8 protein-coding genes are annotated in these 15,179 nt (G+C 61.3%); all 8 read left to right on the top strand.

Features of this window, described 5'->3' with window-relative positions; all coding sequences use genetic code 11:
* Positions 1-16: 16 nt before the first annotated feature.
* The 8 genes from treS to selB all read left to right on the top strand — a co-directional run bounded on the left by treS (position 17) and on the right by selB (position 15,172).
* Positions 17-3,337, top strand: coding sequence for a maltose alpha-D-glucosyltransferase (gene treS, locus ACI2KB_RS21945; protein ID WP_404637873.1), 3,321 nt, complete (start codon positions 17-19; stop codon positions 3,335-3,337).
* 2 nt (positions 3,338-3,339) lie between these two features.
* The gene (glgB, locus tag ACI2KB_RS21950; protein WP_404637875.1) at positions 3,340-5,574 is read left to right on the top strand and encodes a 1,4-alpha-glucan branching protein GlgB; all 2,235 of its coding nucleotides are present in this window, start codon (positions 3,340-3,342) and stop codon (positions 5,572-5,574) included.
* Between the two features lie 435 nt (positions 5,575-6,009).
* Complete coding sequence (gene fdnG, locus ACI2KB_RS21955) at positions 6,010-9,075, top strand: formate dehydrogenase-N subunit alpha (protein WP_404637877.1); 3,066 nt, start codon at positions 6,010-6,012, stop codon at positions 9,073-9,075.
* Complete coding sequence (gene fdxH, locus ACI2KB_RS21960; protein WP_404637879.1) at positions 9,076-10,023, top strand: formate dehydrogenase subunit beta; 948 nt, start codon at positions 9,076-9,078, stop codon at positions 10,021-10,023.
* Positions 10,020-10,688, top strand: coding sequence for a formate dehydrogenase subunit gamma (locus ACI2KB_RS21965; RefSeq protein WP_404637881.1), 669 nt, complete (start codon positions 10,020-10,022; stop codon positions 10,686-10,688). The genes fdxH and ACI2KB_RS21965 overlap by 4 nt, the downstream gene beginning before the upstream one ends.
* Before the next feature lie 4 nt (positions 10,689-10,692).
* Positions 10,693-11,625, top strand: a complete 933-nt coding sequence (gene fdhE / locus ACI2KB_RS21970; protein ID WP_404637883.1) for a formate dehydrogenase accessory protein FdhE — start codon at positions 10,693-10,695, stop codon at positions 11,623-11,625.
* A gap of 191 nt (positions 11,626-11,816) precedes the next feature.
* Complete coding sequence (selA, locus tag ACI2KB_RS21975; protein WP_404637885.1) at positions 11,817-13,247, top strand: L-seryl-tRNA(Sec) selenium transferase; 1,431 nt, start codon at positions 11,817-11,819, stop codon at positions 13,245-13,247.
* The gene (gene selB, locus ACI2KB_RS21980) at positions 13,244-15,172 is read left to right on the top strand and encodes a selenocysteine-specific translation elongation factor (RefSeq protein WP_404638072.1); all 1,929 of its coding nucleotides are present in this window, start codon (positions 13,244-13,246) and stop codon (positions 15,170-15,172) included. Before selA ends, selB begins: the two co-directional genes overlap by 4 nt.
* The last annotated feature ends 7 nt before the right edge of the window (positions 15,173-15,179 follow it).

Below are 15,179 nucleotides of genomic sequence, written 5' to 3' on the forward strand. Positions count from 1 at the left end.
TTCGAAGGATGGCGTCATGGCGAAAAAGAACCGGAACGCTGCGTTTATCGACGATCCGCTTTGGTACAAGGATGCGGTGATTTATCAGGTTCATGTGAAGTCGTATTTCGACTCCAACGACGATGGCATCGGAGATTTCCCGGGGCTGATCGCCAAGCTCGACTACATCGCCGAACTGGGGGTCAACACCATCTGGCTGCTGCCGTTCTACCCCTCGCCACGGCGGGACGATGGCTACGACATCTCCGATTACCGGGGCGTGCACAGCGACTATGGCAACATGGCCGATGCGAAGAAGTTCATCGCCGAGGCCCATAAGCGCGGACTGCGGGTGATCACTGAGTTGGTCATCAACCATACCTCCGATCAGCACCCGTGGTTCCAGCGTGCGAGGCACGCGAAGAAAGGCTCCAAGGCGAGGGACTTCTATGTCTGGTCCGATGACGACCAGAAGTACGATGGCACGCGAATCATTTTTCTCGACACCGAAAAGTCCAACTGGACCTGGGACCCGGTCGCTGGCCAGTACTTCTGGCATCGCTTCTATTCACATCAACCGGATTTGAACTTCGATAACCCCCAGGTCATGAAGGCGGTGCTGGAAGTCATGCGCTACTGGCTGGACATGGGCATCGATGGCCTGCGCCTGGACGCGATCCCGTACCTCATGGAGCGTGAAGGCACCAACAACGAGAATTTGCAGGAAACCCACGACGTCCTGAAGAAAATCCGCGCCGAAATCGACGCCAATTACCCTGATCGCATGCTGCTGGCCGAGGCCAATCAATGGCCGGAAGACACCCAATTGTATTTCGGTGATCGCAAGGGCAAGGACGGCGACGAATGTCACATGGCTTTTCACTTCCCTCTGATGCCGCGCATGTACATGGCCGTGGCTCAGGAGGACCGCTTCCCGATCACCGACATCCTGCGCCAGACCCCTGAAATTCCGGAAAACTGCCAATGGGCGATTTTCCTGCGCAACCATGACGAGCTGACCCTGGAAATGGTCACCGACCGTGAGCGCGACTATTTGTGGAACTACTACGCCTCCGACCGCCGCGCCCGGATCAACCTGGGCATCCGCCGACGTCTGGCCCCCTTGCTGGAAAGGGACCGCCGACGCGTCGAGCTCCTTAACAGCATGTTGTTGTCCATGCCAGGTACGCCGACTCTGTATTACGGCGACGAAATCGGCATGGGTGACAACATTTACCTCGGCGACCGCGACGGCGTGCGCACGCCCATGCAATGGTCGATCGACCGTAACGGCGGCTTTTCCCGCGCCAACCCGGCCAGTCTGGTGTTGCCACCGATCATGGACCCGCTGTACGGCTACCAGTCGGTCAACGTCGAAGCGCAGGACCACGACCCGCACTCGCTGCTGAACTGGACCCGGCGCATGCTCGCCGTGCGCAAGCAGCAGAAGGCGTTCGGCCGGGGCACACTGAAAATGCTTTCGCCGAGCAACCGCCGGATTCTGGCGTACACCCGTGAATACACGGCACCGGACGGCAAAACCGAAATCATCCTGTGCGTGGCCAACGTGTCGTCGGCCTCTCAGGCTGCCGAACTTGAGCTGTCTCACTATGCCGGTACGGTGCCGGTGGAGATGCTCGGCGGCAGTGCCTTCCCACCCATTGGCCAGCTCAATTACCTGCTGACGTTGCCGCCGTATGGCTTCTACTGGTTCTTGCTGGCTGCGGAGAATCAAATGCCCAGTTGGCATGTAGAACCGGCCGAAAGCATGCCGGACTTTCCGACGCTGGTGCTCAAGCAGCGGATGGAAGAGCTGCTCGACGCACCGCTGCGCCAGACCATGGAACAGACGTCGCTCTCGGTGTACTTGCCCAAACGGCGCTGGTTCGCAGGCAAGGGCACGGCCATCGACCACGTGCACATAGATTACGGTGTGCGCTTTGGTAGCAAAGAACGGCCTGTGTTGCTTAGCGAGATTGAAGTCACGGCGGGCGGTGAAGTTGCACGCTACCAGATGCCGTTCGGTTTTCTCGCCGAAGACGATTTCAGCAGCGCGTTGCCACAGCAACTGGCTTTGGCCCGCGTACGTCGTGGGCGTCAGGTAGGGTTGATTACTGACGCCTTCACCCTCGAACCCTTCATCCGTGCGGTGATCAAGGGCATGCAGGAGGGCACGACGCTGTCCACCGCGTCGGGTGAACTGCGCTTCCAGCAGACTTCCAAACTGGCCGCGCTGGGGCTGAACGACGCATCCGAAGTGCGCTACCTGTCCGCTGAACAGTCCAACAGTTCGGTGGTGGTGGGCGGCGCGCTGGTGCTGAAAATGATCCGCCGGGTGGCCGCGGGCACGCACCCGGAACTGGAAATGGGCGCTTACCTCACTGAAGCCGGTTACGCGCACATCTCGCCGCTGCTGGGCGCTGTGGTACGCGTGGATCAACAGGGCGAGAGCAACCTGCTAATGATCGCTCAGGGCTACCTGAGCAATCAGGGCGATGCTTGGGAATGGACGCAGAACAATCTGGAACGGGCTGTGCGGGACGAGATGGCCCATGGTCAGTCAGAGGTTGAAAAACACGCTAACGCCCTGCTGGAGCTCAAGGATTTCGCCGCCTTGCTGGGTCAGCGACTGGGCGAAATGCACGTGGTGCTGAGCGCGCCGACCGACAACCCGGACTTCAAAACCGAAGTCACCAGCGTCAAGGATAGCCAGGCCTCGGCGAAAAGCGTCTCGGCGCAAATCGAGCGCGCGCTGGACTTGCTCGAACAGCATCGCGATTCGCTGGAACCCGTTGATCAGCAACTGGTCAGTGAACTGTTGAGCAAGCGCAAGCCGTTGCTGGCGCAGGTGCAGACACTGGCTAAGCAATCGGTCGGCGGCCTGCGGATGCGTGTCCACGGCGACTTGCACCTGGGGCAGATGCTGGTGGTGAAGGGTGACGCTTATCTAATTGACTTTGAAGGCGAACCGGCCCGGCCATTGCAGGAAAGACGGGCCAAATACAGCCCGTTCAAGGATGTCAGCGGCGTGTTGCGATCTTTCGACTACGCTGCCGCCATGGCCGTGCGAAATGCGCACAGCGCCGACACTTCGGAGCAGGCCGCTGCGGCGCGTCGGCATGTGGCCGAAACGTATTTGTTGCAAGCGCGGGAGGCGTTTCTGGGGGCCTATAAACAAGCCACCGTCGACGTTGCCCACGTGTTTAAAGATGCCCGGGGAGAAGCTGCCGCACTGGCGTTGTTCACCCTGGAAAAAGCCGCATATGAAGTGGCCTACGAGGCCGAGAATCGGCCGACCTGGTTGTCGGTCCCGCTTCAAGGTCTGCGCGGGCTGTTGAACCTGTCTGATGGAGAGTGAACATGAGTGCGTCTGACCAATTCGGCACGGGCAACCAGGGGTGGTTGCCGTCGGCCGGCGATATGGACGCGTTGATCCGCGCCGAACACCGCGACCCGTTCTCCATGCTGGGGCCACACAGCGATGGCAAGGAGGGGCAGGTGATCCGCGCCTATCTGCCCAATGCGCTGGGCGTGCGGGTGTTGTCACGGGATGGCCAGCGGGACCTGGGTGAGCTGAGCATGAGTGACAAGCCAGGCTTCTTCACCGGGCACTTCCCGGTGCGTGAACCCTACCTGCTGAAAATCAACTGGGCCACGGGTGAGCAGATCACTGAAGATCCTTACAGCTTTGGCGAGCAGTTGGGCGAGATGGACTTGTACCTGTTCGCCGAAGGCAATCATCGTGACCTGAGCAGTGCATTGGGCGCGCAGGTAAAGAACGTTGATGGCGTCGACGGGGTGCGCTTTTCGGTCTGGGCGCCGAATGCACGCCGCGTGTCGGTGGTGGGGGATTTCAACAGTTGGGACGGGCGCCGCCACCCGATGCGCCTGCGCCACCCGACCGGTGTCTGGGAAATTTTCATCCCGCGCATCGGGCCGGGTGAAACCTACAAATACGAAATTCTCGGCCAACACGGCATCTTGCCCCTCAAGGCCGATCCCATGGCCCTGGCCACCGCATTGCCGCCGGACACCGCTTCCAAAGTCGCCGCACCGTTGAGTTTCGACTGGCAAGATCATGACTGGATGCAGGCCCGTGGCGAGAAACAGGACGTTCATAAACCGCTGTCCGTGTACGAACTCCACGCCGGGTCCTGGAAATGGCACCACGGCGGCGAGGATGAACCGGACCGTCCGTTCAACTGGACCGAACTGGCCAACGAACTGATCCCCTACATCAAAGGGCTGGGTTTCACCCACATCGAACTGATGCCGATCATGGAGCACCCGTTCGGCGGTTCCTGGGGTTATCAGTTGCTGTCGCAATTCGCCCCCAGCGCCCGTTACGGCACCGCCGAGCAGTTTGCCGGCTTCGTCGACGCCTGCCACCGGGCCGACATCGGCGTGATCCTCGACTGGGTGCCCGCCCATTTCCCGACTGACGCACACGGCCTGGCGCAATTCGACGGCACCGCGCTGTACGAATACGGCAACCCGCAAGAGGGCTTCCATCAGGACTGGGACACGCTGATCTACAACCTGGGCCGCACCGAAGTGCATGGCTTCATGATCGCGTCAGGGCTGCATTGGTTGAAGCACTTCCACATCGACGGCTTGCGGGTCGATGCGGTGGCCTCGATGCTGTATCGCGATTATTCACGCAAGGCCGGGGAGTGGGTGCCGAACCGTTACGGCGGGCGAGAAAACCTTGAAGCGATCGATTTTCTGCGCCATCTCAATGACGTGGTCGGGCTGGAAGCGCCGGGTGCACTGGTCATCGCCGAAGAGTCCACGGCCTGGCCGGGCGTAACGCAATCCACGCAGCAAGGCGGGCTGGGCTTCTCATACAAATGGAACATGGGCTGGATGCATGACTCGCTGCACTACATCCAGCAAGACCCGATCCATCGCCAGCATCACCACAATGAGCTGAGTTTCGGGCTGGTGTATGCCTGGTCGGAGCGTTTCATCCTGCCGATTTCTCACGACGAAGTGGTGCACGGCAAGCGTTCGTTGATCGACAAGATGCCCGGCGACCGCTGGCAGAAATTCGCCAACCTGCGGGCCTATCTGGCATTTATGTGGACCCACCCGGGCAAAAAGCTGTTGTTCATGGGCTGCGAGTTCGGCCAGTGGCGCGAGTGGAACCACGACACCGAACTGGACTGGCATTTCCTCCAGTACGAGGACCACAAAGGCGTGCACACGCTGGTGGGGGACTTGAACCGGCTGTACCGCTCGGAAAAGGCCCTGCATGAACAGGACTGCCAGCCGCAGGGCTTTCAGTGGGTGATTGGTGACGACGCAGGAAACAGCGTTTATGCCTATTTGCGCTGGAGCAAGGAGGGCGAGCCGCTGCTGGTGGTGGCCAACCTGACGCCCGTGCCGCGCCACGGCTATCGCGTCGGCGTGCCGTTCAGTGGCAAATGGGCGGAATTGCTCAACACCGACGCCGGTGTGTACGCCGGGTCAAACGTGGGCAATGGCGGGGCGGTGCTGACCGATGAGGTGAAGAGCCATGGCCAGGCGGTGTCGCTGGCGTTGGATTTGCCGCCGTTGGCGGTGGTGATTCTGAAGCCGGTGGGGGATCAGTAGCCGGTCAACTTCTTTCGCGGATGATGATGTTGCTTTTTTGTGGGAGCCGGCTTGCTGGCGAAAGCGTCTGGTCAGATGTCACTGTGTTGTCTGACACGCCGCTTTCGCCCGCAAGCCGGCTCCCACATTTTCAGCGCTGATCGTTCCCACGCTCCGCGTGGGAATACCGCTCAGGACGTTGCGCGTCCAGTGACGCGCAGCGTCACACAACGCATCACCACGCGGAGCGTGGGGACGATCACTACCTGTGGGAACTGCGGTGCTGCGCAAATCGTTGTTCACCGCAGACTCAAGCCATTCACCAACAGTCAAGTTTCATCTGCGTTACTGGCAATCTGGACTACCCTCCAAAGGGTCGGCGCTCTTGTCGCCGACACCGTGATCGAACACGCTCCCGGCACTGTACCGGGATCATCACCTGATCAGGAGTGTACGATGGACCTCAACCGTCGGCAGTTCTTCAAGGTCGCCGCTGTCGGCCTTGGAGGCTCGAGCCTCGCGGCGTTGGGCATGGCCCCGACGCCTGCGTTCGCCGAACAGATACGCCACTTCAAACTCGCTCACACCCATGAAACCCGCAACACCTGCCCTTACTGCTCGGTGGGCTGTGGATTAATCATGTACAGCTTGGGTGATGCCGCGAAAAACGTGGCGCAGAACATCATCCACATCGAAGGCGACGCCGATCACCCGGTCAATCGCGGCACGTTGTGCCCGAAAGGCGCGGGTCTACTCGACTTCATTCACAGCCCCAGCCGCCTGCAATACCCGCAGATCCGCAAACCCGGCAGCAACGAATGGACGCGGATTTCCTGGGACGAGGCGCTGGACCGCGTGGCTGACCTGATGAAGGCCGACCGCGACGCCAATTTCATCGAGAAGAACGACAAGGGCCAGACCGTCAACCGCTGGCTGACCACGGGGTTCCTCGCGGCCTCGGCGGCGTCCAACGAAGCGGGCTACATGACCCACAAGGTCGTTCGTGCAACCGGCATGCTGGGGTTCGATAACCAGGCACGTGTCTGACATGGCCCGACGGTGGCAAGTCTTGCCCCGACGTATGGCCGTGGTGCCATGACCAACACCTGGACCGATATCGCCAACGCGAATCTGATTCTGGTGATGGGCGGCAACGCAGCAGAAGCGCACCCGTGCGGTTTCAAATGGGTGACCGAAGCCAAGGCGCACAACAAGGCGCGTTTGATCGTGGTCGACCCGCGGTTCACGCGGACCGCCTCGGTGGCCGACTATTACGCACCGATTCGCACCGGCAGCGACATTGCCTTCATGGGCGGGCTGATCAATTACCTGATCACTCAGGACAAGATCCAGCACGAATACGTGCGCAATTACACCGACTCGTCGTTCATCGTCAAAGCGGGGTTCAGCTTCGAGGACGGGATTTTCAGCGGCTACGACGCCAGCAAGCGCCTGTACACCGACAAGTCAGGCTGGGGCTACGAGCTGGGTGAGGACGGCTTCGCCAAAGTCGACCCCACGCTGCAGGACCCGCGTTGCGTCCACCAGTTGATGAAACAGCATTACAGCCGCTACACCCCGGAAATCGCCAGCCTGACCTGCGGCATGCCCCAAGCGCAGATGATGAAAATCTGGGAAGAGATCGCCACCTGCTCGACGCCGGGCAAGACCATGACGATTCTCTACGCCTTGGGCTGGACGCAGCATTCCATTGGCGCGCAAATCATCCGCAGTGCGGCGATGGTGCAACTGTTGCTCGGCAACGTCGGCATGCCAGGTGGTGGTGTGAACGCCTTGCGCGGTCACTCCAACATTCAGGGCCTGACGGATCTGGGGCTGCTGTCCAACTCGCTACCGGGCTACCTGACCTTGGGTCTGGACGCTGAGCAGGATTACAACGCATTCATCGCCAAACGCACGCAGAAACCGTTGCGTCCCGGCCAGTTGTCCTACTGGCAGAACTACAGCAAGTTTCACGTCAGCCTGATGAAGTCCTGGTACGGCGCCAATGCCACCGCTGAAAACAACTGGGGCTACGACTGGCTGCCGAAGCTGGACATCCCCAACTACGACATCCTGAAAATGTTCGACCTGATGGGCAAGGGACAGGTCAACGGCTACATCTGCCAAGGCTTCAACCCGATTGCCGCACTGCCGGACAAAAACCGGGTCATGAAGGCACTGGCCAAGCTCAAGTGGCTGGTGGTCATGGACCCGCTAGCCACGGAAACCTCGGAGTTCTGGCAGAAGGTCGGGCCGTACAACGACGTGGACACGGCGAACATCCAGACCGAAGTCATCCGCTTGCCCACCACCTGTTTTGCCGAAGAGGACGGCTCGCTGGTGAACAGCAGCCGCTGGTTGCAATGGCACTATAAGGGCGCGGAAGGTCCCGGCGAGGCGATTACGGACATTCGCATCATGAGCGAACTGTTCCTGCGCTTGCGCAAACGCTATCAGGAACAGGGCGGCGCCTATGCCGAGCCGCTGCTGAAGCTGAGCTGGCCATACAAAGTGCCCGAAGAGCCGTCGCCGGAGGAGATCGCCAAGGAGATCAACGGCGCTGCCACCACGGACTTCACCGACGCCACCGGCGCGGCCGTCAAGGGCGGGTCACAGTTGGCCGGGTTCGCGCAGTTGAAGGACGACGGCAGCACGGCATCCGGTTGCTGGATTTTCTGCGGCAGTTGGACTGAAACCGGCAACCAGATGGCTCGGCGCGACAACAGCGACCCATTCGACATGCACCAACATCAAGGTTGGGCCTGGGCGTGGCCGAGTAACCGGCGGATTCTCTATAACCGCGCGTCGGCAGACACCCAAGGCAAGCCCTGGGACCCGAAAAAACGCCTGATCTGGTGGAACGGCAAGGTCTGGACCGGCATCGATGTGCCTGATTTTGCGCCGACGTCTGCGCCGGAAGCGGGCATGAACCCGTTCATCATGAACCCCGAAGGCGTGGCGCGGTTCTTCGCCGTGGACAAGATGAACGAGGGGCCTTTCCCTGAACACTACGAGCCGTTCGAAACCCCCATCGGCATCAACCCGCTGCACCCGACCAACAAACAGGCGACCAGCAACCCGGCCGGGCGCATCTTCGATTCAGTGTGGGATTCCCTTGGTGTGGCCAAGGACTTTCCGTACGCGGGCACCAGTTACCGGCTCACCGAGCATTTCCATTACTGGAGCAAACACTGTCGTCTGAATGCCATCGCGCAACCCGAGCAGTTCGTCGAGATCGGTGAAGCGCTGGCGAAAGAGAAGGGCATCGTTGCCGGAGATCGGGTGCGGGTCAGCAGCAAGCGCGGCTTCATCGAGGCCGTTGCGGTGGTGACCAAACGCATTCGGCCATTGCAGGTGAACAACCAGGTGGTGCACCAGATCGGCATCCCGATCCACTGGGGCTTCACCGGCACCACGCGCAACGGCTATCTGGCCAACACGCTGGTGCCATTCCTCGGAGACGGCAATTCCCAGACCCCGGAATCCAAGTCGTTTTTGGTCAACCTGGAGAAAATCTGAATGGCCATTCAAGACATCGTTGCCCGCTCAGCCACCACCACGGTGCCGTCGTCGGTGCGGCAACCGGAAGAGGTCGCCAAGCTGATCGACACCACCAAATGCATTGGTTGCAAGGCCTGCCAGGTCGCCTGCTCGGAGTGGAACGAGCTGCGCGACGAGGTGGGCCACAACCACGGCACCTACGACAACCCGCAGGACCTGAGCGCCGAGACCTGGACCCTCATGCGCTTCACTGAGCACGAAACCGCCGACAATAATCTGGAATGGCTGATCCGCAAGGACGGCTGCATGCATTGCGCCGATCCGGGCTGCCTGAAAGCCTGCCCAAGCCCCGGCGCGATCATCAAGCACGCCAACGGCATCGTCGATTTCAATCAGGACCACTGCATCGGCTGCGGCTACTGCATCACCGGCTGCCCGTTCGACATTCCGCGCATCTCGCAAAAAGACCACAAGGCGTACAAATGCACGCTGTGCTCGGATCGGGTATCCGTCGGCCTTGAACCGGCCTGCGTGAAGACCTGCCCGACCGGCGCTATCGTGTTCGGCACCAAGGAGGACATGAAGGTCCACGCCGCGGAGCGCGTCGTGGATTTGAAGTCCCGGGGCTTCGAAAACGCCGGTCTTTACGATCCGGCCGGGGTGGGCGGCACCCATGTGATGTATGTGTTGCACCACGCTGACGATCCGAAGCTGTACGCCGGTCTGCCACACAACCCGGAAATCAGCCCGCTGGTGGGGCTGTGGAAAGGCGTAACCAAGCCTCTGGGGTTGTTGGCCATGGGGCTTGCCGTGCTGGCGGGCTTCTTCCACTACGTGCGCATCGGCCCGCAGCGTGAAGAAGACGAGCATGAACACGGCAGCGATCCGGCCGTGCATGAAGTCGACCCGGCGGTGCATGTTTACGATCCGCATGAGCCGGGTCACGAAGGGGAGCAACGGCCATGAGCGAGCACCGTGAACCCGGCAAGACCATTCTGCGCTACAACGCCAACGAGCGAACCAATCACTGGATCGTTGCCATTCTGTTTTTCATGGCCGGTCTGTCGGGGTTGGCGCTGTTTCATCCGGCGATGTTCTGGCTGACGAACCTGTTTGGCGGCGGCCCCTGGACGCGCATCCTGCACCCGTTCTTGGGCGTGGCGATGTTCGTGTTTTTCATGGGGTTGGTGATCCGTTTCTGGCGCGCCAACCTGTTCATTCCCAACGACCGGCTGTGGCTCAAGCGCATCGACCGGGTGATGAAAAATGAGGAAGAGGGCGTGCCACCCATTGGCAAATACAACCCTGGCCAGAAGCTGCTGTTCTGGACCTTGCTGCTGTGCATGCTGGGCTTGCTGGTCAGCGGCGTGGTGATCTGGCGGGCGTATTTCAGCGCGTATTTCAACATCGACGTGATTCGTCTCGGGGCGCTGGTGCATGCCTTGGCCGGGTTCGTGCTGATCACCAGCATCATCGTCCACATCTATGCCGGGATTTGGATCAAGGGTTCCATCGGCGCGATGTTGTACGGCTGGGTCAGCCGTCGTTGGGCGAAAAAACACCATGCGCTGTGGTATCGGCAGATCGCCGAGAAGGAAGCGGCGCCGGACCGTGTGAGCAAGAAGGGATGATGCCTTGAGCGAGATTCGTGAACCCGAAGAGATTCAGGCCGAGGCAGCGGCCAGTTCACTGCCGTTTCTGTATCTGCCGCCGAACAACCTGTTCGCCTTGCGTGCGGCGCGGCTTGAACAATTAGGGAAAGGGCATCCGTTGGGCGATTACCTGCGACTGGTGGCAGGGCTGTGCCGCGTGCAGCAGGACTTGCTGGACCAGCCTCCCTCCGAATGGATGCTGGACGCAGACAGCATGACCCTGTGTTGTCAGCACGGTTTGCCGCCGCTGTCGGCAGAGAGCCTGGCGCGGCAAGATCACTGGCAGGTGTGGCTTCGGGCTTTGCTGGAGCGTTTTCAGCCGCCTGCGTCCGTCGCCATCCAGCAAACGTTGACCCGTTTGCGAGCCGCCGACGACGGGCAGCGTCGGGGCTGGGCGGTGTCGCTGCTCAGTGGGCAGTTAGTCGGGGTGCCTGCGGCGCTGGTGCCGTTTCTCGGTGCTGCGTTGCAGGCCGCGTGGAGCCATTGGTTGCTCAACCTGCCCAGCCATGAACTGAAACCCTGCGACAGCCCCAGCCAGTGCCCGGCCTGTGGTTCGCCCGCCATGGCCGGGGTGATTCGTCATCGGGGTAAATACAACGGGCTGCGCTACCTGGTGTGCTCGTTGTGCGCTTGCGAATGGCACGTGGTACGCGTCAAGTGCGTGTATTGCGAGCAGAGCAAAGGGCTTAAATACGTCAGCCTTGAGGACGATCGCGTGGCGGTGGACAAGGCGCCATTGCGGGCCGAGGTGTGCCCGTCGTGCAATCGTTATCTCAAGCAGATTTACCTCGAAAGCGAGCCTGAGGGGGAAGCCTTGTCGGCGGATCTGGCGAGCCTGATGCTGGACATGCGTCTGGACCTGGAAGGCATTCAGCGCCCGGCGCCAAATCTGTTGTTGGCGCCGGGGGGCGATTGAGGATTGGCGTCTACACTTCGAGCATCCGACACCCATGTGGCCGAGATACGCGGTCTGAATTGTGGAAGCGAATTCATTCGCGAGAGGTCGGAACATTCGATAGAGATGTGTCGCCTGTACCTACGCATCGCGAATGAATTCGCTCCCACAGAGTGATCAGCGCATGGCAGTCACTTTTCAAGGAATTTTGAATGCCTCTAAGCCTCGCCTCTGAACGACCCCGCTTACCCTCCGTCGACAGCCTTCTGCGTCACCCTGCCTGCCACGCGCTGATCGATCGCTATGGTCGAGAAGTGGTGCTGGCAGGGCTGCGCCAGTTGCTGGAAGACTTGCGCGGTTCGGCGCGGCAGGGGCAAATCAGTGCTGCAGAATCGGGCAATGAAGTGATTCTGGGCCGACTCGCCGAACGCCTGACGCTTCAACACCAAAGCAAGGTCCGCCGCGTGTTCAACCTCACCGGCACGGTGCTGCACACCAACCTGGGTCGTGCGCTGTTGCCGGAAGAGGCGATCGAAGCCATTCAGACCGCCGCCCGCTACCCCCTCAACCTTGAATTCGACCTGAACACCGGCAAACGTGGCGACCGCGATGACCTTATCGAAGGGTTGATCCGCGAACTGACCGGCGCCGAAGCCGTCACCGTGGTCAATAACAACGCCGCCGCTGTCCTGTTGGCCCTGAACAGCCTGGGCGCGCGCAAGGAAGGCATCATCTCGCGTGGCGAACTGATCGAGATCGGCGGCGCCTTTCGCATCCCGGACATCATGGCCCGTGCCGGGGTGAAACTGCACGAAGTGGGCACCACCAACCGGACCCATCCCACCGATTACGAATCGGCGATCAACCTGCGCACCGGCCTGTTGATGCGGGTGCACACCAGCAATTACAGCGTGCAGGGTTTCACTGCTTCTGTATCGACGCCGCAACTGGCACAGATTGCCCACCAACACGATTTGCCACTGCTGGAGGATTTGGGCAGCGGCAGTTTGTTGGACCTGAGCCGCTGGGGCCTGCCTGCCGAACCGACCGTACGCCAGACCTTGGCCGAGGGCGCGGACATCGTCACCTTCAGCGGCGACAAATTACTAGGCGGCCCCCAGGCCGGGTTGATTGTCGGCAGCAAAGCCCTGATCGCGAAAATCAAAAAGAACCCACTCAAGCGCGCCTTGCGCGTGGACAAACTGACCCTCGCTGCACTGGAGGCCGTACTGGGGCTGTATCGAGACCCGGACCGCCTTACCGAACGCTTGCCCACCCTGCGATTACTGACCCGATCACAGGCGAATATTCTGGCTCAGGCCCAGCGTTTACAGCCGATTGTGGCGCGACGGATGGGGGCGCAATGGGGCGTTTTCGTCGAAACGTCGTTAGGCATGATCGGCAGTGGCAGCCAGCCGGTTGCTCGGCTTCCCAGCGCGGCGCTGTGTTTTCGACCGATCGTCTCGAAAAAGCTGCGCAGCCGCTGGTTGCATGGATTGGAAGCGGGGTTTCGGCGCCTGCCGATTCCGGTGCTGGGCCGTATCGACGACGACGCGTTATGGCTGGATTTGCGTCAGTTGGACGATGAAGCGGGCTGGCTGAGGCAGCTAGAGCGTCTGCAATGGGAGGGCGATCTGGCGTGATTGTCGGCACCGCAGGGCATATCGACCACGGCAAGACAGCGCTGCTGGAAGCGCTCACCGGGCAAGCGGGCGACCGTCGCCGCGAAGAGCGTGAGCGGGGCATCACCATCGACCTCGGCTATCGCTATGCAGCGCTGGAACCCGGTGGTCAACTGACCGGGTTCATTGACGTGCCCGGTCACGAGCGTTTCATACACAACATGCTCGCCGGTGCGCAGGGCATCGATCTGGTGTTGCTGGTGGTGGCGGCGGACGATGGGGTGATGCCCCAGACCCGAGAACATCTGGCCATTGTCGAGCTGCTGGGCATTCCCGAACTACTGGTGGTCATCAGCAAATGCGACCGCGCAGACGCTGAGCGGGTGCAAGCAGTGTGGATGCAGGTGCGCGAGTTGCTCGCGCCCGGCCCCTATGCCGATGCCTTGCTGTTCGAGGTGTCCAGCCAGACCGGTGAAGGCATCAGCGCTCTGCGTCGGGCGTTGTTGCTCGCTCGCAACGAAGTGCTGGAACGCAGTGATCGAGGCGGGTTTCGGCTGGACATTGATCGAGCGTTCAGCGTCCCCGGTTCCGGCATCGTCGTCAGCGGCACTGCGCTGGCCGGGCAAGTGACGGTGGGCGACACGTTGCTACTGGGGCAGACAGGCAAGCCGGTGCGCGTGCGCGGATTGCACGCACAACACCAGGCGGCGGCGCAGGCGAGGGCGGGGCAGCGCGTGGCGCTGAACCTGAGCGCGGACAAGTTGGCGCTTGACCAGATTCATCGAGGTGACTGGCTGCTGGCCGATTGGTTGTTCGCGCCGACGCAGCGGGTCGACATCGAATTGCGCCTGCTGCCCAGTGAAACGCGGGTGTTCGAGCACTTCAGCCCGGTGCATGTGCACCTGGGCACGCAGGATGTCTCGGCCCGCGTGGCGTTGCTGGAGGGTAATCAGGTAAAGCCGGGCGAGCGCCTGTTTGCCCAGTTGTTACTCAACGCGCCGGTGCAGACCGTTCACGGCGACCGGCTGGTGCTGCGTGATCACAGCGCTCGGCGCACCTTGGGTGGCGGTCGTGTGCTCGATCCGTTCGCGCCTTCCCGGCAACGTCGCAGCCCTGAACGGCTGACGCAATTGCGCATTCTGTCCCTCGCTGACGGTCTGGAGCAGGCCCTGCCGGACTTGATCGCCCAGAGCGCAAGCGGCCTTGATCCGCAGCGCCTTGAGCGGCAGTTCAACCGGTTGCGTGCAACGTGGCGATTACCTTCTGACGTGCGCATCATCGCCACCCGCCAAGGCTCGTTGCTGTTCAGCGAGGCGCGTTGGCAGGGGTTGCAGGGTCAACTGCTACAACACCTGGCCCGGTTTCATGAGCAGGAGCCCGATCAACTCGGCCCGGATCGCGACCGCCTGCGCCGATTCGCCGCCATGACGCTGGAGCGCCCGGCGTTCATCGCGCTGCTCGACGAATTGCTCGCCAGTGGCCGAATTGCCAGCAGCGGGCCGTGGCTGCATGCGCCGGATCATCAGGTGCAACTCAATGACGAGGACGCCGCGCTGTGGGCGCAGCTTGAACCCTTGATGGTGCAGGGTGGTTTTGATCCGCCATGGGTACGCGACCTCGCGGGCCTCGTGGGTCAATCGGACGCCGTTGTACGCCTGCTGCTGCGCAAACTGGCGCGGATCGGTCGAGTGCATCAGGTGGTGAAGGATCTGTTTTATCCCGAGCCGACGATTGCGCGAATGGCGGCTATGCTGTTGCAACTGTGCGATGCCGAACCAGTGATACAGGCGGCTGCGTTTCGTGACCGGCTGGGAATCGGGCGCAAGCGCAGCATTCAGATTCTTGAGTTTTTCGACCGCATCGGCCTGACCCGCCGAATCGGCGACCAACGCCGGATACGGCCGGACAACGCGTTGGCGCAGCACAAGGCTGACGACAGCGTTTAATCAATCA

It is taken from the genome of Pseudomonas sp. NPDC088444 (assembly GCF_044900175.1).
Lineage (GTDB): Bacteria > Pseudomonadota > Gammaproteobacteria > Pseudomonadales > Pseudomonadaceae > Aquipseudomonas.

What these genes read in the sequence shown, in the direction of transcription:
- treS (WP_404637873.1), top strand. Translation starts at nt 17, where the DNA reads ATGGCGAAAAAGAACCGGAACGCTGCGTTTATCGACGATCCGCTTTGG.
- glgB (WP_404637875.1), top strand. Translation starts at nt 3,340, where the DNA reads ATGAGTGCGTCTGACCAATTCGGCACGGGCAACCAGGGGTGGTTGCCG.
- fdxH (WP_404637879.1), top strand. Translation starts at nt 9,076, where the DNA reads ATGGCCATTCAAGACATCGTTGCCCGCTCAGCCACCACCACGGTGCCG.
- ACI2KB_RS21965 (WP_404637881.1), top strand. Translation starts at nt 10,020, where the DNA reads ATGAGCGAGCACCGTGAACCCGGCAAGACCATTCTGCGCTACAACGCC.
- selA (WP_404637885.1), top strand. Translation starts at nt 11,817, where the DNA reads ATGCCTCTAAGCCTCGCCTCTGAACGACCCCGCTTACCCTCCGTCGAC.